This window comes from Winkia sp. C0117E2 (genome assembly GCF_056590455.1).
In genome coordinates, this window is record NZ_JBWPWD010000001.1 from 407,218 (window position 1) to 429,886 (window position 22,669).

Annotated in this window: 15 protein-coding genes; 6 read left to right on the forward strand and 9 right to left on the reverse strand. The window is 56.6% G+C overall.

Annotation, left to right across the window (positions count from 1 at the left end; all coding sequences use genetic code 11):
- Positions 1-6: 6 nt before the first annotated feature.
- Positions 7-423, reverse strand: a complete 417-nt coding sequence (gene ndk, locus AC1EKG_RS01855) for a nucleoside-diphosphate kinase (protein ID WP_004804669.1) — start codon at positions 421-423, stop codon at positions 7-9.
- Between the two features lie 23 nt (positions 424-446).
- Entirely contained in the window at positions 447-2,129 is a 1,683-nt protein-coding gene (locus tag AC1EKG_RS01860; RefSeq protein WP_051004214.1) for a bifunctional folylpolyglutamate synthase/dihydrofolate synthase, read from the reverse strand.
- 120 nt (positions 2,130-2,249) lie between these two features.
- Between AC1EKG_RS01860 and brnQ the strand changes: the two genes are divergently transcribed.
- Positions 2,250-3,626 (forward strand): branched-chain amino acid transport system II carrier protein, encoded by a 1,377-nt coding sequence (gene brnQ, locus AC1EKG_RS01865; protein WP_004804665.1) that lies wholly within the window; start codon positions 2,250-2,252, stop codon positions 3,624-3,626.
- A 223-nt stretch (positions 3,627-3,849) separates the two neighbouring features.
- Complete coding sequence (locus AC1EKG_RS01870; RefSeq protein WP_004804663.1) at positions 3,850-6,219, forward strand: glycogen/starch/alpha-glucan phosphorylase; 2,370 nt, start codon at positions 3,850-3,852, stop codon at positions 6,217-6,219.
- Positions 6,220-6,277: 58 nt separating this feature from the next.
- Here AC1EKG_RS01870 and ileS read toward each other — a convergent pair whose 3' ends face one another.
- Both ileS and AC1EKG_RS01880 read right to left on the reverse strand, forming a co-directional pair.
- Positions 6,278-9,574, reverse strand: coding sequence for an isoleucine--tRNA ligase (ileS, locus tag AC1EKG_RS01875; protein ID WP_102201930.1), 3,297 nt, complete (start codon positions 9,572-9,574; stop codon positions 6,278-6,280).
- Between the two features lie 243 nt (positions 9,575-9,817).
- On the reverse strand, positions 9,818-10,570 hold the full coding sequence (locus tag AC1EKG_RS01880) for an SDR family NAD(P)-dependent oxidoreductase (RefSeq protein WP_102201928.1): 753 nt from the start codon (positions 10,568-10,570) through the stop codon (positions 9,818-9,820).
- A gap of 76 nt (positions 10,571-10,646) precedes the next feature.
- Here AC1EKG_RS01880 and proC point away from each other — a divergent pair, with 76 nt between their 5' ends.
- Both proC and AC1EKG_RS01890 read left to right on the forward strand, forming a co-directional pair.
- Positions 10,647-11,462, forward strand: a complete 816-nt coding sequence (gene proC / locus AC1EKG_RS01885; RefSeq protein ID WP_004804657.1) for a pyrroline-5-carboxylate reductase — start codon at positions 10,647-10,649, stop codon at positions 11,460-11,462.
- Positions 11,459-12,697: an MFS transporter gene (locus AC1EKG_RS01890; protein WP_102201926.1), complete on the forward strand. Its 1,239-nt coding sequence runs from the start codon at positions 11,459-11,461 to the stop codon at positions 12,695-12,697. Before proC ends, AC1EKG_RS01890 begins: the two co-directional genes overlap by 4 nt.
- Here the strand turns inward: AC1EKG_RS01890 and thrC are convergent.
- The 3 genes from thrC to AC1EKG_RS01905 are packed head-to-tail and all read right to left on the reverse strand — an operon-like array spanning position 12,675 to position 16,288.
- Positions 12,675-14,099, reverse strand: a complete 1,425-nt coding sequence (gene thrC, locus AC1EKG_RS01895) for a threonine synthase (protein ID WP_004804654.1) — start codon at positions 14,097-14,099, stop codon at positions 12,675-12,677. The genes AC1EKG_RS01890 and thrC overlap by 23 nt on opposite strands.
- Positions 14,100-14,103: 4 nt before the next feature.
- The gene (locus tag AC1EKG_RS01900) at positions 14,104-15,567 is read right to left on the reverse strand and encodes a sensor histidine kinase (RefSeq protein WP_004804652.1); all 1,464 of its coding nucleotides are present in this window, start codon (positions 15,565-15,567) and stop codon (positions 14,104-14,106) included.
- Positions 15,557-16,288 (reverse strand): response regulator transcription factor, encoded by a 732-nt coding sequence (locus AC1EKG_RS01905; protein WP_004804649.1) that lies wholly within the window; start codon positions 16,286-16,288, stop codon positions 15,557-15,559. The genes AC1EKG_RS01900 and AC1EKG_RS01905 overlap by 11 nt, the downstream gene beginning before the upstream one ends.
- A 190-nt stretch (positions 16,289-16,478) precedes the next feature.
- On the opposite strand from AC1EKG_RS01905, the gene valS reads away from it, so the two are divergent.
- Complete coding sequence (gene valS / locus AC1EKG_RS01910; RefSeq protein WP_004804647.1) at positions 16,479-19,145, forward strand: valine--tRNA ligase; 2,667 nt, start codon at positions 16,479-16,481, stop codon at positions 19,143-19,145.
- Between the two features lie 4 nt (positions 19,146-19,149).
- On the forward strand, positions 19,150-21,018 hold the full coding sequence (locus tag AC1EKG_RS01915; protein WP_048706467.1) for an AMP-dependent synthetase/ligase: 1,869 nt from the start codon (positions 19,150-19,152) through the stop codon (positions 21,016-21,018).
- Between the two features lie 47 nt (positions 21,019-21,065).
- Here the strand turns inward: AC1EKG_RS01915 and AC1EKG_RS01920 are convergent, their stop codons facing one another.
- Positions 21,066-21,392, reverse strand: a complete 327-nt coding sequence (locus tag AC1EKG_RS01920; protein ID WP_004804643.1) for a chorismate mutase — start codon at positions 21,390-21,392, stop codon at positions 21,066-21,068.
- Positions 21,392-22,654 carry an ATP-dependent Clp protease ATP-binding subunit ClpX gene (clpX, locus tag AC1EKG_RS01925; RefSeq protein ID WP_004804641.1) on the reverse strand — a complete coding sequence of 421 codons (1,263 nt, stop codon included), beginning with the start codon at positions 22,652-22,654 and terminating at the stop codon, positions 21,392-21,394. The genes AC1EKG_RS01920 and clpX overlap by 1 nt, the downstream gene beginning before the upstream one ends.
- Between the last annotated feature and the right edge of the window lie 15 nt (positions 22,655-22,669).

Here is a 22,669-nt window from a genome sequence, read left to right on the forward strand (position 1 = left end):
GCCGGCTTAGAACCAGATCTTTATTTCTCGTTCAGCGCTGGTGGGCGAATCGGAGCAATGCACCACGTTCTCGATATTGTTCGAACCCCAGTCGCGGCCGAAGTCTCCGCGCAGCGTTCCCGCAGGGGCAGTAGTGGGATCGGTAGATCCTGCCATGACGCGCATTCCCTCAATGCATCGTTCTCCGCGAACCACAATTGCCGTCATCGGGCCGGAGGACATGTATTCGACAAGGTCAGAGAAGAAATGCTTATGCACGTGTTCTGCGTAGTGCTCACGCAGTTTTGCCTCGTCGGCCGTTACTACTGCAAGAGCCTCTAGTTCGTAGCCCTTGGCCTCGATACGCCTGATAACTTCCCCGGTCAAACCACGTTTGAACGCTTCGGGCTTGACCAGCACTAGTGTGCGTTCACTCTGCGACACCTTCTTACCTTTCTGCTGAGTATCTATATATTACTGGGCACGTTCTCGGATGGGGCTTTTCCTACGCCCATCACTTCACGCACGTGTGCTGCAAATACTACCGATCCGAACGCAACTACAGCGGTGTTCGGTGCTGGCGCGCCCGCCTGCTCCGAAGCGGTCACAGCCTGATCAATTGCGGAGGCGGTATCTTCTGCAACAAGCACCCGGTCCGGTCCGAACACGTCCTCCGCAATCTGGCGAAGCCGATCAATCTTCATGGCCCGTTCGCCCGGCATCTCGGTCAGAACGATAGCTTGCAGAAGCGGTTCCATCTCTGAAAGCACGCCCTCTACATCCTTGTCTCCCATAGCCGAATACACGCCCACGATGTCCGTGAACGGGAAGTCGTCCTCGAGAGTACGCCGCAACACTGCCGCCCCGCCTGGATTGTGCGCAGCGTCGACCATGACCGTTGGGGAGGAACGCAGTATCTCGGCCCGACCTGGCGAGCTCGCCGCCGCCATCCCCTGTTCCAGCAGCCTCGCATCCAAGGCCTTACCACCGGCCATAGCCTCGAACGCAGCGATGGCGAGCGCAGCATTTTCTGCTTGGTGACGTCCGAAGAGCGGCACGTACACGTCCTCGTACACCGCCGCGGGCGTACGCACCGTAATCAATTGTCCCCCAACAGCATTCTGGCGGGACAGGACCTCAATATCCTTGCCGTATTCACGAACAGTAGCGTGCTTCTTCTGGGCTTCCTCCAAGATCACCTGCCGGGCGGACCCTTCCTGTTTGGACAGGATAAGGATCATTCCCTCCTTAATAATGCCCGCCTTTTCTGAGGCAATCTGAGGCAGCGTCGATCCAAGCCACTTCTCGTGATCCTTACTAATTGGAGTAATGACTCCTACCCCAGCATCGATCACGTTAGTGGCATCCCACCTGCCACCCATTCCAACCTCTATAACGCCAAGATCAATCGGGTAATCGGCAAAAGCTGCATAGGCCATGACCGTGAACACCTCGAAGAAGGACAGGCGCGCTCCCTCCCCAGCGGCATTCTTCTGATCTACCATGCTGACAATGTCAGCCACATCCTTATAGGCGGCAATGAAGCCTTCCTTCGAGATAGGCTCACCGTCGAGCGAGATACGCTCGCGGACGGTATGCAGGTGCGGGCTGGTGAATCGTCCGGTCCGCAGACCAGTAGCTTGGGCCAGCGAATCGATCATGCGCGCGGTAGAGGTCTTCCCGTTGGTACCCGTGATGTGCACTGCCGGGAAGGACTGCTGCGGGTCTCCCAAGTACTGCATTGCCATAGCTACCCGGTCAAGGGAAGGCTGCACCTTGTGCTCGGGAGCGCGCGCAATAATTTGGGCGTAGATCCGGCTGACCTCCTTGTCGAGGGCGGCCTCACGGGCTGCTTCTTTTAGCAGGTCCTGGTGGGCTTCTTCCGGAGTCTTTTCTTTACTAACTTCGTTTACCACTTCGGGCAACGGTCCTGCTAGCAATGAGGCCTCGACCAAATTCTCGAGAGCCTGCCTCTCTTCGGCCTCGGCACTTATGTCCGTCACCGGTAGTTTCTTCGGTTCCTCGTCCTGGTCGGCCGCTTCCAGATAGGGCAGCAACTCCGGGTCTATGCCCGACTGGCCTGCCTCATCTACCGCTGCCAAGAAGGCATCCGCCGCGCTGGTGTGATCCGCATCGTGTTCGTTATTCATCAACTCAATCTTAATGCGCCGGAGCATTACTTAGAAACCTGGAACCCAAGCATTTTAGATGCCATATCAAAACGTGAATCACCAGCTCGGAAAGACAGGACTGTTTGCCATAATCGGCCTATGAAAGCTAAAACGGAGTCAGTGTTGCGTTCTAAACGCGACTTTAAGAACATATTAGTAACGTCCCTTGCCCTGTTTGCCATGTTCTTCGGAGCGGGCAACCTAATTTTCCCCACTATGATCGGGGTCAATTCCGGCACCTCTTTCTACGCGGCTATTTTTGGGTTCCTATGTACCGGCGTAGCTTTACCTGCTCTAGCGATGGTCGCTTCGGCAACCTCTCGCGAGGGCATCACCAGCTCATCGAAACGCATGGGCACTCAGTTTGGCTTCATTTACACACTCATCGTCTTCCTGTCCACCGGCGTACTCTATGCAATCCCCCGCGTAGCTACCGTGAGCTACGAAATGTCGGTAAAGCAGTTCTTCCCCCACTCTTATGATCGCGTTTCACTAGCGCTCTACACTGTTGTTTTCTTCGCACTAGTGGCGCTCACCTGCCTAAACGCTCAGAAGCTAACCGAACGAATCGGGGCGATCCTGACTCCCGCCCTGCTCATTCTGATCACAATTTTGGTAATCGTAGGCATCTTCACTCTTTCACCTGTTTCGCACGCACCAGCCAAAGACTTTTCTTCTAACCCCCTGGCTACAGGTGTGCTGCAGGGCTACTTCACCATGGACGCTATTGCAGCCTTTGTCTTCGGCGGGGTCATCATCTCTTCTCTTCAAAATTACGGCTTCGGCGAAGGCAAACGCCTCTTCGGCGCCACCGTACTCACGGGCTTTTTTGCCGCCCTCATCCTTGCGGTCGTCTACCTCGGACTAGCCGCGTTGGGCGCACGCGTCACCGACGCCTCGGTGGCCAATGGCGCGGTCGCTCTGTCGGGAATGTCGCATACGCTCTTCGGGAGGGCGGGCATGGCCGTCTTTGGTGGAATCGTATTCTTGGCATGTCTAACTACCGCGGCAGGTCTCGTCAGCGCCTCGTCGCAGTATTTCTGCCGCCTCTTCCCCACTGTTTCACTACCCACCATGGTAATGATTCACGTGTTCATTGCAGCTGCCCTGTCTAACCTGGGCCTGGACCTAATCTTGCAGGTAGTTGCTCCTATCAACGTATTCGTCTACCCCATCACCATCATCTTTACCTTGGTGTGCATCCTAGACATCGTTATTCCCGGCCACATGAAGTGGACATACCGAGCCGGTGCCTGGACCGCTGCGCTGTTCGCCATTGTTGACTCGGTTCGTTCCGTTCCTGGACACGAAACCTTCGCGGACTCGATTTGGACACACTTGCCGTTGGGTGACGCCGGTCTGGGGTGGATTGTCCCGGCGGTAATAATGACTGCAATCGGGTTGGGAATCGACGTTGCTTCGGGACGCATTAGGAAGGGTGCGTCCACCATGTTGCAAACGGGCACAGTGCACTAAGCACAAGTTTCAGATCCATTGTTACTCAAAAGGAGGGGGCTGGCCCCCTCCTTTTGTTTTGCCCTACCTCGCCCTCGGCATCTCTTGGGTTATTTCGCCCAACGGGAAAGACAAAACGTCCCTGCCATGGCCCTTCAGGCACACTACCCATATCCTTAACACAGACCTACAGGCGGAATCCCGCCTCCCAACAGTGGCAAAACCACAGAAGCCGGAGATAGTAATGACAAAAGATCTAACAGCAGAACTGGGATCATTCACGCGATCGGTATCAGGCAGGCGCCCAGAGGTATCCACCCCCATCGAAATGTGGACCGGACTATCCGAGGCAGTAGTCTCGCGCATCGCGGATAATTGGGAGAAGACAGCTAAGAAGTTTGCCTCTGCTAGAACGGAACACTACTTTTCGGCAGAGTTCCTTATGGGCCGAGCAATGCTCAACAACCTCACAAATCTTGGCCTAGTAGATCTAGCGCGCGAAGCAACTAACGCCTTCGGCATCAATCTGGTGGATGTGTTGGAATCCGAGCCGGATGCTTCACTTGGTAATGGCGGGCTGGGCCGGCTAGCGGCGTGCTTCTTAGATTCTTGTGCCACGCTGGACCTACCGGTGACCGGTTACGGCATCCTGTACCGCTACGGCCTCTTCAAGCAGTCTTTCGAAGACGGCTACCAGCGGGAACACCCTGATCCGTGGATGGAAGAGGGATACCCGTTCGTCATCCGCCGCGAGGAAGAATTCCGTATCGTCCACTTCGCTGACATGACGGTTAGGGCAATACCTTACGACATGCCGATCACCGGGTACGGTACCAAGAACGTGGGCACCTTGCGGCTTTGGAAGTCCGAGCCGATGGAGGAATTCGATTACGATGCCTTCAACTCGCAGCGATTCACCGATGCAATCATCGAACGCGAGCGCGTTGCCGACCTGTGCCGCGTCCTCTACCCCAACGACACAACCTACGAGGGTAAAGTTCTGCGAGTACGCCAGCAATACTTCTTCGTCTCGGCTTCGCTGCAGACGATGATCGACAACTATATTGACCACCATGGCGAGGATCTACGCGGGTTTGCCGATTACAACTGCATTCAGCTAAACGACACTCACCCGGTGCTCGCCATCCCCGAGCTCATGCGACTCCTGATGGATGAACACGGCCTTGGGTGGGACGATGCTTGGAATATTGTCACCCACACCTTTGCCTACACCAATCACACCGTGCTCGCCGAAGCTCTAGAAACCTGGGAGTACTCAATCTTCCAGCGGCTCTTCCCAAGAGTTCTAGAGATCATTGCCGAGATCGACCGCCGCTTCCGCGAAGAGCTAGCTCAAGCCGGATACGACCAAGGCAAGATTGACTACATGGCGCCGATTCAGAACGGCTCCATCCACATGGCTTGGATTGCCTGCTATGCCTCCTTCTCGATCAATGGCGTGGCCGCGCTGCACACGCAGATCATCGAGTCTGACACGTTGCATGACTGGTACGACATTTGGCCTGAGAAATTCAACAACAAGACCAATGGGGTTACCCCGCGGCGGTGGCTACGGCAGTGCAATCCTCGCCTCTCGTCCCTGCTAACTAAGCTGAGCGGCTCTGACGAATGGGTTCGCGACCTCGATCGCCTGCACGCCTTGGAAGGGTATGCGGACGATCCCGAGGTACTTTCTGAACTACTTCAAATAAAACATGCTAATAAGAAGGACTTTGCTGCGTGGCTGAAGAGGCGCGACGGCATTGAGGTCAACCCTGACGCCATCTTTGACGTCCAGATCAAGAGGCTGCACGAGTACAAGAGGCAGCTTCTGAACGCCTTCTATATTTTGGATCTGTACTTCCGGATCAAAGACAATCCCGAGGGCGACTACCCGCCTCGAGTGTTCATCTTTGGGGCCAAGGCTGCTCCTGGGTACGTGCGGGCAAAGACAATCATCAAGTTCATCAACGCTATTGGTGAGCTGATAGCCTCCGACCCGGAGGTGTCAAAGATTCTGCAGGTTGTGTTCGTGCCGAATTACAACGTCTCCCCTGCCGAAAACATTATTCCTGCCGCCGATGTCTCCGAACAGATCTCGGTAGCCGGCAAGGAAGCTTCTGGCACTTCCAACATGAAGTTCATGATGAACGGCGCTCTAACGCTTGGCACTATGGACGGCGCGAATGTCGAGATTGTTGACGCTGTGGGAGACGACAATGCCTACATCTTTGGTGCCCGCGTAGACGAACTCGAACAGTTGCGTGCAGGCTACGATCCGGTCCGCACTATGCACGAGACGCCCGGCCTCGAGCGGGTGCTGAACACTCTTATCGACGGCACCTTCGACGATGGGGGCACAGGTATCTTCCACGATCTGCGGCGTTCGCTCCTGGAATCGCCCGGTTACGAACCAGCAGACATGTACTACGTACTCGGCGATTTTGCTGACTACCGGAAGGTGCGCGACCAGTTGGTAGAGGACTACCTCGATCGCCATTCCTGGGCAGCGATGTGCTGGCGAAACATTTGCAATTCCGGCCGTTTCTCCTCTGATCGCACAATCCGCGACTACGCCAATGACGTTTGGAAGATCGAGCCGCAAAAGATCTGACATCGGTTAAATAAGTTTGGGCCCAGCACTTAGCTGCTGGGCCCAAACTGTTTCTAGGCTACTTTTCCACGCGGGTTACAGAAGCGTGAACCTCGCTGTCGGATTCTTCGTTAGCCTCGAAGGAAACCGTCTTGGCCAGGGTTTCGGCGGCGATCATCTGCTGATGCATCCGCACATCCGGAATCCTTTCTTGGGGTACCGAGATGACCAAGTTGATTCGATCTGCCACGTGCAATCCGTCAGCTTTACGCTGGTCCTGCACTACGCGGATCACGTCGCGAGCATAACCTTCAGCTTCCAGCGCCGCATCCACGGTTGTGTCGAGGACGACGAAGGTGCCGTTCCCCAGCACGGTTGCCGCCTGGCCCTCCTCTGCCGTGACCTTCACCGAGGTCGCCACCTGGCCGGGGCCAAGAACGACTGGCTCGCCGTCTACCTCAACGCCATCGAAGCGGACTTTGCCGTCTTCCAGTTCTGTCCACGCTCCAGATTTCTGGGCTTTGAAAAGCGCAGAGGTGTGCTTGCGCACCTGGGGCGGGAACTCGCGCGGGTTCAGCGAAAGTTCCTTCGCTACTTCCAGGCCTGATTCAGCCGCCGGGACAAGTGTCATTTGCTTGACATTTACCTCGCTTGCGACCAGTTCCTTGAACCCTGCCAGGCCGGCAGAGTTTTCAGAAACTACAGTCAAAGTCTGCAGCGGCTGCCGGACGCGCAGCTTGTTTGCCTTTCGCAACCCGTGTGCTGCCGAGACAATGTCGCGGATTTCGTCCATGGTGGCAACCAGCTCATCATCTGCGCAGGCATCCCCAAGCACAGGATAGTCGGCAAGGTGCACCGACTCGTCCCCGGTTAGGCCGCGGTAGATCTCTTCTGCCAGCAGCGGGGCTAGCGGCGCGATGGCACGCATGAGGACTTCGAGAACTGAATACAGTGTATCGAAAGCGTCTTCGTCCTCGTCCCAGAAGCGCTGGCGGGACGTGCGAACGTACCAGTTGGTCAACACGTCAGTGAAGCGCTCCACCGCGTGAGCAGCACCGGCTACATCGTAGGAGTCCTGATCGGCGTCGACCTCTTCGACTAGCTTCTTGACCGAAGCGATCAGGTACCTATCCATGACAGGTAGCGAAGCAATCTTTTCCCGATCTGCGAAGTCAATCTTCTTCGCCGCATACCCCTCGCCGTTATTGCACGCGCCAGCGTACAGGGCAAAGAAGTAGTAGCAGTTCCACAACGGCAACATGACCTGGCGGACGGTGTCGCGAATCGCCTTCTCGGTAACCACGAGGTTGCCACCGCGCACCACTGGCGAGGACAGCAAGAACCACCGCATCGCATCCGATCCATAAGAATTGAATACCTGGTTCACATCCGGGTAGTTGCGCAGGGACTTGCTCATTTTGCGGCCGTCATCTCCGAGGACTATGCCGTGGCTTACGCAAGAGGTGAAAGCAGGACGATCAAACAGGGCGGTCGCCAGCACGTGCAGGGTGTAGAACCAGCCGCGAGTCTGCCCAATGTATTCGACGATGAAGTCGCCCGGGTAGTGGTTTTCGAACCACTCCTGGTTCTCGAATGGGTAGTGCACCTGCGCGTACGGCATGGACCCCGAGTCGAACCAGCAGTCGAGCACGTCCGGAATGCGACGCATCATGGACTTGCCAGTTGGGTCATCGGGGTTGGGGCGCACCAAAGTGTCAATGAACGGCCTGTGCAGGTCTTTCACTTCTACTCCGAAGTCGCGCTCTAGTTCTTCCAGCGAGCCGTATACGTCTACTCGCGGATACTGCGGGTCGTCGGACTTCCACACCGGAATCGGGCTTCCCCAGAAGCGGTTACGCGAGATGGACCAGTCGCGAGCACCTGCCAGCCACTTGCCGAACTGGCCTTCCTTAATATGGTCAGGCACCCAGGTGATCTGCTCATTCAGCTCGACCATGCGGTCGCGGAAAGCAGAAACCTTCACGAACCAGGAGGATACTGCCTTGTAAATCAGCGGCTTGCGGCACCTCCAGCAGTGCGGGTAAGAGTGGGCGTAGGACTGCTGACGTACCAGCACGGCTCGCTGCTCGCGAGGAATACGGGCAAGCGGCCCCTCATCGTCTTCAATGCCGCGGCGCAGATCGCGAACAACCTGCTTATTAGCGTCAAATACCTGCAGGCCTTCGTACTCAGGTACCTGCGAGGTGAATTTGCCCGCCTCGTCCACAGGAACGACGGCCTTGATGTCTGCCGCCATGCAAGTAAACATGTCGTCTTCACCAAAGGCAGGTGCCGTGTGCACCAAGCCGGTGCCATCTTCGGTGGACACGTAATCGGCGCTTACTACCGTAAACGCATTCGGCCCAGGAACTTCGCCCTCTTTGGCCCCATCCATGAAGTAATCAAAGATTGGAGTGTAGCGGCGCCCTAGCAGATCTTTCCCCTTGTATTCAGCTACTACTTGCGGGTCCTCGCCCAGCTCTTTGGCATAGTTGGGAGCCAGGGCCTTGGCGATCACAACCTTCTCGCCGGCCAACGGCGAGTCCAGGTCGGATGCTACCGCAATGGTTACGTAGTCGATGTCTTCGCCAACGGTAATGGCCAAGTTCGACGATAGCGTCCAGGGAGTAGTCGTCCAGATCAGCGCCAGCTCGCCCGTCTCTAGGCGCAGGCCTACGGTAACCGTGTTGTCCTGGCGAATCTGGTAGACGTCGTCATCCATCTTCAGTTCGTGGTTGGACAGCGGAGTTTGGTCGTGCCAACAGTACGGCAGCACCCGGTAACCCTCATATGCCAGCCCCTTGTCGTAGAGCTGCTTGAAAGCCCAGATGACCGACTCCATGTAAGTCACGTCTAGGGTCTTGTAGTCGTTTTCGAAATCTACCCAACGGGCCTGTCGGTTGACGTATTCTTGCCATTCGTCGGTGTAACGCAGCACAGAGGAGCGGCAGGTGTCATTGAACTTTTGGATGCCGATGCCGTCAGGGCCTTCAATCTCGGACTTATCTTCGATGCCCAGGATGCGTTCTGCCTCGAGTTCGGCGGGTAGGCCGTGTGTGTCCCAGCCAAAGCGACGCTCTACCCGCTTGCCCTTCATGGTCTGGTAGCGCGCGACGGAATCCTTTACGTACCCGGTCAGCAGGTGCCCGTAGTGGGGCAGACCATTGGCGAACGGGGGGCCATCGTAGAACACGAATTCGTTTGAGCCGCCCTCGCCCGCATCACGGTTGCGGATCGATTTGCGGAAAGTGTCGTCTTCTTTCCAATAGGCCAGGGTCTCCTCTTCCATCTGGGGGAAGTTAGGAGAGGAGGCGACTGCGCTATCACGGTGGCGTGGGTAGGCCCCTCGCTTTGCTTCTTGCGGATCCTTGCTCATGGTCTCCTTTTCCTCTGCTTCGAGGACGACATGAGCCGCGGTACCACCTCGGTTGCCACCTAAACCCTGCGTCAAGATGGCCACTCATTGCAGCTGTGTCGGGCTTACCCGCTGGGGTCTACTTAGTTACCCGTTCTTCCCAGTGCTCCCCGGTGATTGCCGGATCAATGCCCCTCCAGTGTAACTATGGCTCCAGTACTAGCAAAACCGTATTCGCCTTTTGGGAATTGTGGTGTTAGCCACCTACTTTTTGCGTGCGACGAGCGTATTTGTAGCTTGCGCGGTAGGTCTGATGATGACCGAATCGATATTTACGTGGACTGGGCGGGATAGACACCAGCAGATCAAATCCGCTACGTCCTCGGCAGACAGCGGATTGTCGACTCCTTCGTAGACCTTGTCGGCTGCCTCCTGCGAGCCAAGTCGGTTCAGGGAGAACTCTGCTGTCTTCACCATGCCGGGAGCGATCTCTATTAACCGCACATCTTCGCCCACCAGTTCTTGACGCAGCGTTAGCGGGATCATTCTTTCCGCATGCTTGGCGGCCACGTAACCGCCTCCACCAGGATAGGTATCGTGTGCGGCGGTGGAGGTAACGAAAACCAGGTCACCGCCCTCGCGCAAAGTGGGCAGAAACGCTTTGGTGACGTTTAGAGCAGTGGAGACGTTGCGAGAATACATTTCCTGCCAGTCCTCAACGGTGGTATCCGCGATCGGATCTTGGCCCACCGCGCCGCCGGCATTATTTACTACTACCCGCACGTCCGCGCCCAAGGACTGAGCCATTTTGTCCACTGCATCTTTGTCCTTTAGGTCGCACACATAGTATTCGCAGCCGGTTTCCTTGGCGAGCGCCTCCAGTTTGTTTTGCCTGCGAGCTACTGCCACCACAGACCAGTCACTTGCGGCCAGAGCTCTGACGGTTGCCGCCCCGATGCCGGATGAAGCTCCTGTTACAACTACTTTCCCGCCGCGCGGATTTGCATATCGATCCATATCTCTAATCTAACGCTGCTTTCCCTGGCTGGCTGGTTCAACGGCTTGGTAAATTGGAGGAAACTTAGGAGGACGAATGCTAACAGTAGGAATTTTGGGCACTGGCTCCATGGGCAGCGCCATTGCCCGTGGCGTCGCTGCAAACGGCAAGGAAAAATTTCGGCTATGTCTTTACGCGCGCCGGAAGGAATCGTCTGCTCCACTTGCCGAGGAACTAGGTGCGGAAGTCGCAACAGACCCGGATGATCTGGTAACCAAGAGCGATATTACGGTAATCGCTGTAAAGCCCTACCAAGTAAACGGCGTGCTCAGTAAACTTGCAGACCCCAAACAGACCATCATTGTTTCGGTTGCTGCAGGCCGTTCCCTTGCCACCTTGCAAGAAGACCTCCCCACCGATGCAGCCGGGCTAGTTCGCGTGATGCCCAACGTAAACGCCTCCCTTGGCAGGTCAATGTCCGGCCTCGCAGCCAGCGAAGGCACCTCCCCAGAAACCCTTGAGAAGGTAGTCCAGGTGTTTGATTGCTGCGGTAACACCGAGGTCATTTCTGAGGACCTCTTCCCGGCATTTGCTGCCATTGCCGGATGCCTGCCTGGATGGATTTTCCAACTGATCGATTCTTTTGCCCGGGCAGGACTAGCCCATGGCATTCCCAAAGCTCAGGCTGTACGCATTGTCGCCACCGCCATGGCAGGTACGGCTGAAAACGTGGAAGCCCAAGCAGCAAAAGGGGAACTCACTCCGACTGATCTGGTCGATACCGTCCTCTCCCCCGGCGGGACCACTGTCGCCGGACTCCTGGCAGCCGAGGCAGCTGGGCTATCTAACGCAGCAACTGCTGCGGTAAATGCGGCAGTGCAAAAGGACAACGAACTGTCTAGGGCAAAGTGAATCCTTTACGTAAACTCATTCGCCCAATTTACGCACCGACCGTAATCTTTGCGATTGGCTCGGGAGCCGTGGCACCACTTATCGTGCTTGCCGCTCTGCAGATCGGGTTCACGTCCTCGCACGCATCCACCGTGATGGCATATTACGGCGTGGTTGGCGTTATCGCGGCACCATTGGTAGGCCATGTCTTGCTTCATTCCACTGACAAGCGCGGCCTGATGGGAGCAACGGCGATAGCTGCTATCTCGTTGGCAATATGCCTTTTCTCGCTGTATTCGCCCGGCACGGTAGCAAAGGTCGGCTACGTAATCGGTCTGACCGGTATCGCAGTAGCGGCCTCTGTATGGGCGATCGCCCGGCAGTCCTATCTTGCCGACAACATTGATTCCCGCTACCGGGCAACTGCCCTTTCGATGCTGGGGGGCATGATGCGCTTGGGCGTCATGGCAGGTCCTGCCTTGGGCGCCGCCATGGTGGCTTGGGCCGGCATCCCGTCAGTGTTTTGGCTACACCTAATAACAGCGCTGATAGCAGGCGCTATGATCGCAATCTTCCTGGTGCCGGAGCCGGGACGGGCAAAAACCGCCCAAACTGCGGCAAAGGAGTTAAATCGGAAAATCCGGCGAAAAGCCGATTCAGTTTCCACTGCAATTGCGGCTTTTGCAGGAATGTCGATGCACATAGTAAGAGCGAATCGGAACGTGCTGATTCCACTGTGGGGAGCGCACATGGGGCTCTCCCCGACGCTGATCTCTGCTACTTTCGCTATCTCTGCTGCCCTCGATGTGGCCATGTTTTACCCCGCAGGTAGACTCCAAGACCGCTACGGCCGCTTGGTGGCTCTACTTCCCGCCTACCTGATCATGGGCAGTGGATTCTTAGGGCTGGTGCTAGTAGACGGCAAGATGGCGTTCCTGATATTTGCTTCTTTGGTTGGATTCGGCAACGGTTTCGGCTCGGGCATTGTCATGACTATGGGCGTAGACATGTCCCCGGACGTTTATCGCGAACGGTTCTTGGGGTGGTGGACCGCAATTACCCAGGCGGGTAGCGCCGCCGGCCCCCTATTCGTAGCAGTTCTTACCGACACGGTGGGGCTAGCCGGGGCAATGTGGGCCACTGTAGCAGTGGCAACAATAGCTGCCCTGTGGGTGGGATCCCTATTCCCTCTTGCCTACGGGCGCCTAGGCCTCAACACGGCAGGCCGAGAGCTTACTTCGAGTTCGCTCGAATAAAGTCTTTTACCTTCTGCGCGTCATTCGGAAGAGCTTCGACCCGCCGCGGTCCGTCCATGATCCCCACGAAACGGGCCGGTACCTCTGGTTCATGCCCAGTAGCCTCTTCGATGGTATCGGCGAATTTTACGGGCAAAGCGGTCTCCAGGACCACCACGGGGCCACCGCAGCGATCGCGCAGCTGTTCGGCAACGTGCAATCCGTCGGCAGTATGAGGATCTATTTGCACGCCCTGCCTATCCCAATCGCGAATCTGCTCGATGCGATCAGCGTGGGTGGAGGATCCACTGATGAATCCGTAGTCTGCTACCTTCGCGAAAGCCGGCGAATCGGACAGGTCGAATAGTCCTTTTTCTGCCAGCTGCCGCCCAAATAGGTCCGCAGTTGCCTTTCCGTCGCGGTCCAACAGATCAAAAATAAAGCGTTCGAAATTCGAGGCTTTAGAAATGTCCATCGACGGGGAGGACGTTGCCAGCGTTTCGCTGGCAGGACGCACGCGATAGCGGCCTGTGCGGAAGAACTCCTCTAGTACATTGTTCTCGTTTGTAGCGACTATCAGCTTGTCGATTGGCAGCCCCATTTGCCTTGCAATATGGCCTGCACAGACGTCGCCGAAATTACCAGTGGGAACACTAAAAGAGACCTTGTCTCCGATCCGGTTAGCCACTCGTAGGTAGCAGCTGATGTAGTAAACCAGTTGTGCTAATAGTCGGGCCCAATTGATGGAGTTGACCGCACCAATCGAATAGGAGCGCTTGAACTCTAGGTCACCTGCGATCGTCTTAACGATGTCCTGGCAATCGTCGAACACCCCATCGATTGCCAAATTGTGGATGTTGGGATCGGTAAGAGAGAACATCTGTGCCTGTTGAAAAGGGCTCATCCTGCCCGCCGGCGTCAACATGAACACCTTGATGTTCTTCCTCGAAGCCATTGCGTACTCTGCCGAAGAGCCCGTGTCCCCCGAGGTAGCCCCCAGAATATTGAGGGACCTTGCCTTCTTCGCCAGTACCCACTCAAATAGTTCTCCGAGCAGCTGCATTGCCATATCTTTGAACGCTGCTGTGGGACCGTTAGAAAGGTGGGCCAGCCACAGCCCTTCCCGCAGCTGCGAGACTGGCACCATTAGAGGATCAGAGAATTTGTCATTGTCATAGGCCCTGGCACAGATCTGTTCCAGATCCTTAGGGCTTATGTCGTCGATGTACAGGCTAAGTACTTTCGCCGCGAGCGCGCTGTAGCCGTCCTCTTTCAGCAGGACCGCCCATTCTTCCAGCGTCTTCGCATCCAATTGGGGGTATTCCGCGGGCATGTAGAGGCCCCCGTCCGGAGCCAGCCCTTCGAGTAGGATCTGGGTAAAAGTACGCGGGGCGCCGCCACCTCGAGTAGATATGTATCGCACGAGCTCAGTCTACCTTGGCAGTGGCCTCCGCCGGATTATCTTTCCTCTGATTGAACGAGGCCTCGAAGGTGGCTCCCCCTAGTTCTGGCTCCTCTAGCAGGCGGAGTTTACCACCGTGGGCTTCCACTATGGCGTGGGCAATGGACAGTCCAAGCCCGGTGGATTCGCCCGGTTTACGCGCTGAATCGGCGCGGGCGAAGCGGTCAAATATCTTCTTTTTGTCCTCTTCGGCAATCCCCGGCCCATCGTCGCTTACCGTAACTATTGCGCGGCCATCTTGACTGCGTAGGGATACTCGCACCAGTGTGCCCTCAAGCGTGTGCTGGTATGCGTTAGCAGTAAGGTTTGCAAAGACCTGCCGGAGGCCAGCTTCGTTTCCAATTACTTCAATGTCTTCTGCGCCCTCGGCCAGATTCAAATCCCACTTGTGGCTAGGGGCGCTTACTGCCGCGTCAGCTACCGCATCCACAGCTAGTCCCGCGAGCGGTACAGGTTTTACTTCCACTTTCCTACCGGAGTCTATGCGGGCTAGCAGTAAAAGATCTTCTACCAAGGCTCGCATTCGTTCCGCTTCTGAAGCAATCCGCGATACTGCTTGGTTGGGGCTCTCCCCCAGATCTGTGCCCGCTAAAAGCTGGGCGTATCCTCCGACCGTAGCTAACGGGGTACGCAGTTCGTGGGAGGCATCTGCGACAAATTGTCTTAGCTTTTCTTCGCTGCGCGCTCGGGCTCCAAGAGAGCGTTCGACGTGATCAAGTGCTACGTTGAGCGCTTTTGCCATCTCGCCCGCCTCGGTTTCGGAGGCGGCTAAGGCTGCTGGGGCTCGCGTGTTGAGGACGGCCCCGGACAGATCCTGTCTGGTTACCTGCCGTGCGACCTTGGTAACGGTGCGAATGCCGGCTAGTTCGCGGCGAACCAGCACCCTTGCCAGCAACCAGGCCAATGCCAGCCCGCCGATACCGTAGAGGGCGGAAAGGCCACCAAAGAACACCAGCACATTGTCGACTCGCTCTAACGGCTCGCCCGCCAGTACCTGAATGCCCTTTCCGTCGGCTGAAGGCAGTTTCGCCTCGAGTACCCGGTAGTGTCCCAAGCCGCTAATCCAGGTAGAGGACGGCGTTTCTTGGGCCGCCTGCAGGAATTCTTCCGCCTGCGAATCACTAATCTGCACAATGGCCAGGTCCGAGTCGACCTTGCCAGCGAGCATTAGGCCGCCCTTGCGGATCAGATGCACCGACCCGCGCGATAGTCCGGGGTTCTGCAGCGAGTGCGACAGGGACCCCCCGGAGGGGTCGGCTTTCATCTCTGCCTGCCCTAGCGAAGAGCGCAGCGTGTCATCTACCTGCCCTACGAGCACCTGCCGCAGGGTAACTCCTGCCAGTCCTCCAACAAAGAGCAGCAGACATATGCCGACCAGCAACACTAGCGCTGGTAGGCGTAGCCCTAAGGAGCGGTATTTACGCTTCATCGGCAGCCGCAGGTTTCATAACGTAGCCCACCCCGCGCACGGTGTGGATCATAGGCGGACGACCGGCATCAATCTTTTTCCGAAGGTACGAAATGTACAGCTCTACCACGTTAGCTTTTCCGCCGAAATCAAAGTGCCACACGGCGTCCAAGATTTGTGCCTTAGAAACTACCTTTGAAGCGTTCTGCATCAAGTATTCACACAGGTCAAACTCTGTCTTCGTGAGTTCGATCAGGCTGCCTGCTCGCGCCAATTCGTGCCGATCTACATTCATCTGTAGATCGCCCACTGTAAGTACGGTCTCTTCTACCTGTGCTGCCAGGCCACCGGCTCGTCGCACCAACGCTTCAAGGCGGGCTTCGACCTCGTCTAGATTGAATGGTTTCGTCACGTAGTCATCGGCACCTGAGCGCAGTCCCTGCACCCGATCTTCGACGGCATCTAGCGCAGTCAGTAACAGGATTGGCAGATTCGGGAGGTCTCTGCGGATGCGTTCCATTGCTTCTAGTCCGTCCATCCCAGGCATCATTATGTCGAGGACGGCGGCGTCGGGATCCAGTTTGCGCGCTGCCTGCACTGCCCCGAAGCCGTCAGTAACGGCGTGGGTGCGCCACCCTCTGGATTGCAGGGCCTGTGAGAGGAGGTCAGCGAGCATAGGCTCATCGTCTGCAATGAGTACGAGCGGGGCACTTCCATCAGCATGTTGGGGTAGGTGTGGCATTGGCATCCTCTCTTTCCCTACAACTGTACCCATATGGATTGTGTGCCTGATTGGCTATACCTGTGTGCAAACTATGAACGATTAATCCCACACCTGCCATTGCCGCCCCCTTAGCTAGCCTCATCCGCTCCTGGTCGCGGTACACTAGACCGGACAAAGCCGAAGCGCGGAACACCCCCGCGCCCTAGCTATGGAGCGTATTTTGACAACTGAACTGAAGATGCTGGAAAGTCCGGCGGTTCCCAGCAAGGTGAGCCCGGACGGCCTAGAGGAAAAGTGGACAAGGGCTTGGGATGAAAACCATACCTATACCTTTGACGTAAACACCGACCGCAAGAAGGTATATTCGATCGACACCCCACCGCCGACCGTATCGGGGTCGCTGCACGTGGGCCACGTCTTCAGCTACACTCACACAGATTTGATGGCGCGTTACAAGCGCATGCAAGGCTATTCCGTCTTCTACCCGATGGGGTGGGACGACAATGGCCTGCCCACTGAACGTCGCGTGCAGAATTACTTCGGTGTCCGGTGCGACCCGTCTCTTCCGTATGATCCGGATTTTGTGCCGCCACACAATGGCACTGGCAAGTCCATCAAGATGCGCGACCAGGTACCCATCTCGCGCCGCAACTTCATCGAATTGTGCGTAAAGCTCACTATCGAGGACGAAAAGCAATTTGAGTCTCTATGGCGCCAGTTGGGCCTGTCCGTGGACTGGGCCCATACCTACCAGACCATAGGCAAGAAGGCACAGAAGGTAGCCCAGGCTGCCTTTATTCGGAACGTGAAGCGGGGGGAGGCTTACCAGTCCGAAGCTCCGGGACTGTGGGACGTAACCTTCAAGACCGCGGTGGCACAGGCTGAATTGGAAGCTCGCGACTACCCGGGTAGCTACCACGCCCTCGCTTTCCACCGCACCGATGCGGACGAGGACGTAGTTATCGAGACGACCCGCCCCGAACTGCTAGCTGCTTGCTGCGCCCTCATTGCCCATCCGGACGATGAACGTTACCAGCACCTGTTCGGCAAGACGGTAAAGAGCCCCGGTTTCGAGGTTGAAGTACCCGTGTTGGCCCACCCTGCCGCCGAAATGGACAAGGGCGCTGGCATCGCCATGTGCTGTACTTTCGGCGACCTAACCGACGTGCAGTGGTGGCGCGAACTGGATCTGCCTACTCGAAACATCCTGCGCAAGGATGGCCGTATCATTGCCCAGACCCCAGAGTGGATTACTTCTGATTTAGGCAAGAAGCTATACGAAGAGATGGCCGGCAAGACCACCTTCAGCGCCCGCAAGGCGGTAGTGGAAGCTCTGACTGCTTCCGGCGAAATGATCGGTGAGCCGAGGCCGACTCAGCGAATGACCAACTTCTTCGAGAAGGGCGACAAGCCTCTAGAAATCGTGATGAGTCGCCAGTGGTACATCCGCAACGGCGGCAAGGATTACACCCGCGAAGGTAAATCGCAGAACCTAAACGAAGAGCTGATCAGCCGCGGCAACGAACTGGTCTTCCACCCGCAGTTCATGCACGTCCGCTACGACAATTGGGTACGCGGCCTGAACACGGACTGGCTGGTCTCGCGCCAGCGCTTCTTCGGCGTACCTATCCCCCTGTGGTACAAGGTAGACCAGAATGGTGAAGTCGACTACGACGCGGTTTTGACTCCTAGCGAGGACGCCCTCCCGATCGATCCTTCTATTGATGTGCCCGAGGGCTACACCGAGGACCAGCGTGGCCAGGCGGGCGGATTCGTTGGCGAAGTGGACATTCTAGATACTTGGGCGACTTCTTCCCTGTCACCGCAGATTGCGGCTGGCTGGCTCACTGACCAGAAGCTCTTTGATGCGGTATACCCAATGGATCTGCGTCCGCAAGGCCAGGACATCATTCGTACTTGGCTCTTCTCCACCGTTGCTCGCGCTCACCTTGAATTTGACGCACTGCCCTTCTCGCACACCGCTATCTCGGGCTGGATCCTGGATCCGGACCACAAGAAGATGTCGAAGTCCAAGGGCAACGTGGTCACCCCTTCCGGTCTGCTCGAAAAACACGGCTCCGACGCGGTCCGCTACTGGGCTTCCTCGGCAAGGCTGGGTACTGACGCGGCCTTTGAAGAGGCGGAGATGAAGGTTGGCCGCCGGCTAGCTATGAAATTGTTGAACGCCTCGAAGTTCGCTCTTTCGATGGCTGGCGAGTCTATTGATCTGGACCCGGCAAAGGTAACCTTGCCGGCTGACCAGGCAGTAATTGCCAAGCTGGTCGAGGTAATCGACAAGGCTACTGCTGCCTTCGAAGACTACGACCACACCCGCGCTCTGGAACAGGCAGAGTCCTTCTTCTGGTCCTTCTGCGACAACTATCTAGAGCTGGTCAAGGACCGCGCGAATAACTTCGAGGGTACCTACAGCGAAGCAGATGTGGCCTCCGCCCGCTGCGCGCTAGCGATCGTAGTGGACAATGTAACCCGCTTGCTGGCGCCGTTCCTGCCCTACGCTGCCGAGGAAGTTTGGTCCTGGTACCGCGCCGGTTCGGTGCACACTTCGCCTTGGCCGGACGGGGCTGATCTTCGCGAGGGCGGCGGCAACACGGCTCTGCTCGATGCGGCAGGCCAGGCTATGGCGGCGTTGCGCAAAGTCAAGTCCGAGGCGAAGGTCTCGCAGCGTACTCCTTACTTGCACGTGTCTTTGTTGGTACCCGAACAGATGGTGCCGGCAATCCAGGAAGTCCGCCCAGATATTGAGGCCTCGGCTAAGGTAGAGGGTGAACTGACTATCTTGCCAGCCGATCAGGAAACTGTTACCACTGGCGAATTTGAGCTTGGCGAACCTCCTGCCAAGCGGAACAGGAAGTAACTCCATGAGTGATCCGTTCCAACCAGAAGAAGAGGAAGTGGCCCCGATCCCCTTGACCGACGTGGTTGAGTGGACTGGCCCAACCCTGGCCAAGGTGGAACCGCACCAGACTGTCCCGTGGATCTTGCGCGATAGGGCTGAAAGGGCACCGCACCAGACACTGATTGACCGAAAGTCGCAGTTGGGTGGTTCTTGGATCCACTTGAGCGCAGCCGAGTTCCTTACCGAGGTTAACTCTGTGGCTGCCGGCCTTATCGGCCTCGGTCTAAAGCCCGGCGATCGCATGGCGATTATGGCGCACACCAGCTACGAGTGGACTCTGTTGGACTTTGCCGCGCAGAGCGCCGGCCTTGTTCTGGTTCCGATCTACGAAACGGACTCGGCAGAACAGATTGCCTGGATTCTAGAGGACGCAGATCCGACCCTCGTCGTCACTGAGACGATGGTGCTGAAGCGCCTGGTAATGTCCGTGCAGGACAAGGGCAAGTCGCTAAAGAAGATTCTGTCCCTGGACGACTCTGCCATCATTCAGATTCTGGAGGTAGGCAGGTCTGTTCTTCCTGAAGAAGTCGACCAGCGAGTTGCGGAACTATCTACCGACGACCTTTCGTCTATCGTGTACACCTCGGGAACGTCTGGCCGGCCCAAGGGAGTCGAGCTGACTCACGGGAATTTCACTCACCTGGCGCTAAACGGGATGAAGTGGATGCACGAGATCGCAGCTCCCAAGTCTTCCAGGCTGTTGCTGTTCTTGCCGCTAGCTCACGTGTATGCAAGATTCCTGCAGATGTTCCAAATCGCGGGTAACGGCGTGCTCGGCCACACTCCGAACACCGCTAACCTCCTTGGTGACCTAGCCTCATTTAGGCCTAGTTACATCCTGGCAGTGCCCCGCGTCCTCGAGAAGATCTACAATGCCGCCGAGGCAAAGGCTGATTCCCACAGGATCACTCGGCGCCTGTTTGCTGCGGCAGCCAAGACGGCAATTGAATACTCTGAAGCCCTTGACACTGAGGCGGGCCCGTCACGTTCGTTGAAAGCGCGGCGCGAGTTCTACGACAAGCTGGTGTTTCACAACATCACCAAGCTGTTGGGACCGAACGCGAAGTATGTCATCTCTGGGGGCGCTCCCCTTGGCCGCCGCCTGGGCCACTTCTTCCGAGGGCTGGGCGTTACCATTCTCGAGGGCTACGGTCTTACCGAGACTAATGCTCCCCTGGCAGTAAATACTCCGCGGCTCACCAAGATCGGCACCGTTGGTCCGCCGATTGCCACGGTTAAGGTCCGGATTGCTGACGACGGCGAAGTGCTGGTAAAGGGCCCTTCCGTTTTCCGGGCTTACCACAATGCCCCTGAACGGACCAAGGATGCTTTCACCGAGGACGGCTACTTCCGCACCGGCGATCTTGGTTCCTTGGACATGGACGGTTACCTGTCCATTACGGGACGCGAAAAAGAAATCATCGTTACTGCTGGCGGCAAGAACGTTGTCCCAGCAACGCTCGAAGATTCCCTTCGCGGTCACCCTCTGATCAGCCAGATTATGGTGGTAGGCGATCAGAAACCGTTCATCTCAGCTCTGGTGACACTCGATACCGAGATGCTACCCAAGTGGCTGAAGAACCGAAATTTGCCCAACATGGACGTTACGGATGCTGCCCGTCACCCCGAAGTGCTGGCAGCACTAGACCGGGCCATTGCCAGGGCAAACAAGCAGGTTTCTAGGGCAGAGTCCATTCGCAAGATCAAGGTCCTGCTAACCGACTTTACTGTTGAAAACGGTCTACTTACTCCCTCGTTGAAGGTGAAGCGCTCAGCAGTCCTGCATCGTCACGCCGATGAGGTAGCCGAGATCTATTCGACCAAGAAGTAGCAGACATAAATTTGTGGGGGGAGCATTTTTGCTCCCCCCACAATTGTTTAAGCCTTCTTTGACTCCTGGCGAATGCGGACGTGGTGGTGGATTACCTCGTCAACAATGAAGCGAAGGAATTTCTTCTCAAAAGCAGGATCCAGCCCGGATTCAGCCGCTAGCTCTTGCAATCTAGCTACCTGCCGCCGCTCCCGATCCGGATCCGCCGGAGGCAAATCAAGCCTAGCTTTTAGGTGCCCTACTTTTTCGGTGCAACGGAATCGTTCAGCAAGAATGTGCACAAGCGCGGCATCAATGTTGTCGATGGTTGCTCGCAGCTGAACTAGTTCTTCAGGAAGGTCACTCCCCTCCTGCAAAGTCTGATCTGCACTCACTACGCGCTCCGTTCTGCCCGCCGCTGTGAGGGATCCTCCCTAACTAGCCTCGCGGTTGCTCCTTCGGTGATCACCTCTGGGGTGATAACCACTTCTGTGACTGTGGGATCAGACGGTACTTCAAACATGGTGGTTTTCAAAACTGATTCCATGATCGAAGACAGCCCCCGCGCGCCAGTGCCCTGCGCAGATGCCAGCTTGGCAATCTCGCGCAGTGCCTCTTCCGTGAAGGTAAGCTTCACGTCGTCTAGCTCAAACAAACTTACGTACTGCTTCACCAGGGCGTTCTTGGGTTCGGTAAGCACCCGCATCAACGCTTCCTCGTCTAGAGCAGAAACAGTGGTGAGGACGGGAAGACGCCCGACGAATTCTGGAATCATCCCAAATTTGTGTAGATCTTCGGTAGTGACCTGAGCATAAAGATCCCCGTGCTCAGACTTAGATTTCAGATCCGACCCAAAGCCGGTGCGGCGCCGCCCCAGCCTCTCTTGGACAATATCCTCGATACCAGCGAATGCTCCGGCGGCAATGAATAGGATGCCCGAAGTATCTATCTCGATAAACTCCTGGTGGGGGTGCTTTCTTCCTCCCTGAGGCGGTACGGAAGCAACCGTCCCCTCAATAATCTTGAGCAGGGCCTGTTGTACGCCCTCGCCCGAGACATCGCGCGTAATAGAAGCGTTCTCGCCTTTACGCCCGATCTTGTCGATCTCGTCAATATAGATGATGCCGCGCTCGGCGCGCTTTACGTCCCCATCTGCCGCCTGGATTAGTTTCAGCAGAATATTCTCGACATCCTCGCCTACATACCCGGCCTCGGTAAGAGCTGTCGCATCGACAATCACGAACGGCACTCGCATCATCCGGGCCAAAGAACGCGCCAGGTGGGTCTTGCCAGTGCCTGTTGGCCCCAGCATCAAGATGTTGGACTTGGTCATGTCCAGATCGATCTCTTTGCCCCCGTCGCGGGCGCGGACCCTCTTGTAGTGGTTGTATACGGCCACCGCGAGTGATCTCTTAGCACTCTCCTGGCCGATTACGTACTGGTTCAGGAAGTCATAGATTTCGATGGGCTTGGGGATTCGGTTGAGGTCCTGGGTATCAGAATGGCCCAATTCCTCTTCAATTATCTCGACACACAGCTGAATACACTCGTTGCAAATGTAAACCCCAGGCCCAGCAATGAGCTTACGAACCTGCTTCTGAGACTTGCCACAAAAAGAGCACTTCAGAAGATCAACGCTTTCAGCAGATGTGGCCACGTTTTCCCCTCCCCG

Coding starts and splice junctions, on each gene's coding strand:
- AC1EKG_RS01860 (WP_051004214.1), bottom strand. CDS start 2,129: ATGAATAACGAACACGATGCGGATCACACCAGCGCGGCGGATGCCTTC.
- brnQ (WP_004804665.1), top strand. CDS start 2,250: ATGAAAGCTAAAACGGAGTCAGTGTTGCGTTCTAAACGCGACTTTAAG.
- AC1EKG_RS01870 (WP_004804663.1), top strand. CDS start 3,850: ATGACAAAAGATCTAACAGCAGAACTGGGATCATTCACGCGATCGGTA.
- ileS (WP_102201930.1), bottom strand. CDS start 9,574: ATGAGCAAGGATCCGCAAGAAGCAAAGCGAGGGGCCTACCCACGCCAC.
- AC1EKG_RS01880 (WP_102201928.1), bottom strand. CDS start 10,570: ATGGATCGATATGCAAATCCGCGCGGCGGGAAAGTAGTTGTAACAGGA.
- proC (WP_004804657.1), top strand. CDS start 10,647: ATGCTAACAGTAGGAATTTTGGGCACTGGCTCCATGGGCAGCGCCATT.
- AC1EKG_RS01900 (WP_004804652.1), bottom strand. CDS start 15,567: ATGAAGCGTAAATACCGCTCCTTAGGGCTACGCCTACCAGCGCTAGTG.
- AC1EKG_RS01905 (WP_004804649.1), bottom strand. CDS start 16,288: ATGCCACACCTACCCCAACATGCTGATGGAAGTGCCCCGCTCGTACTC.
- valS (WP_004804647.1), top strand. CDS start 16,479: ATGGAGCGTATTTTGACAACTGAACTGAAGATGCTGGAAAGTCCGGCG.
- AC1EKG_RS01915 (WP_048706467.1), top strand. CDS start 19,150: ATGAGTGATCCGTTCCAACCAGAAGAAGAGGAAGTGGCCCCGATCCCC.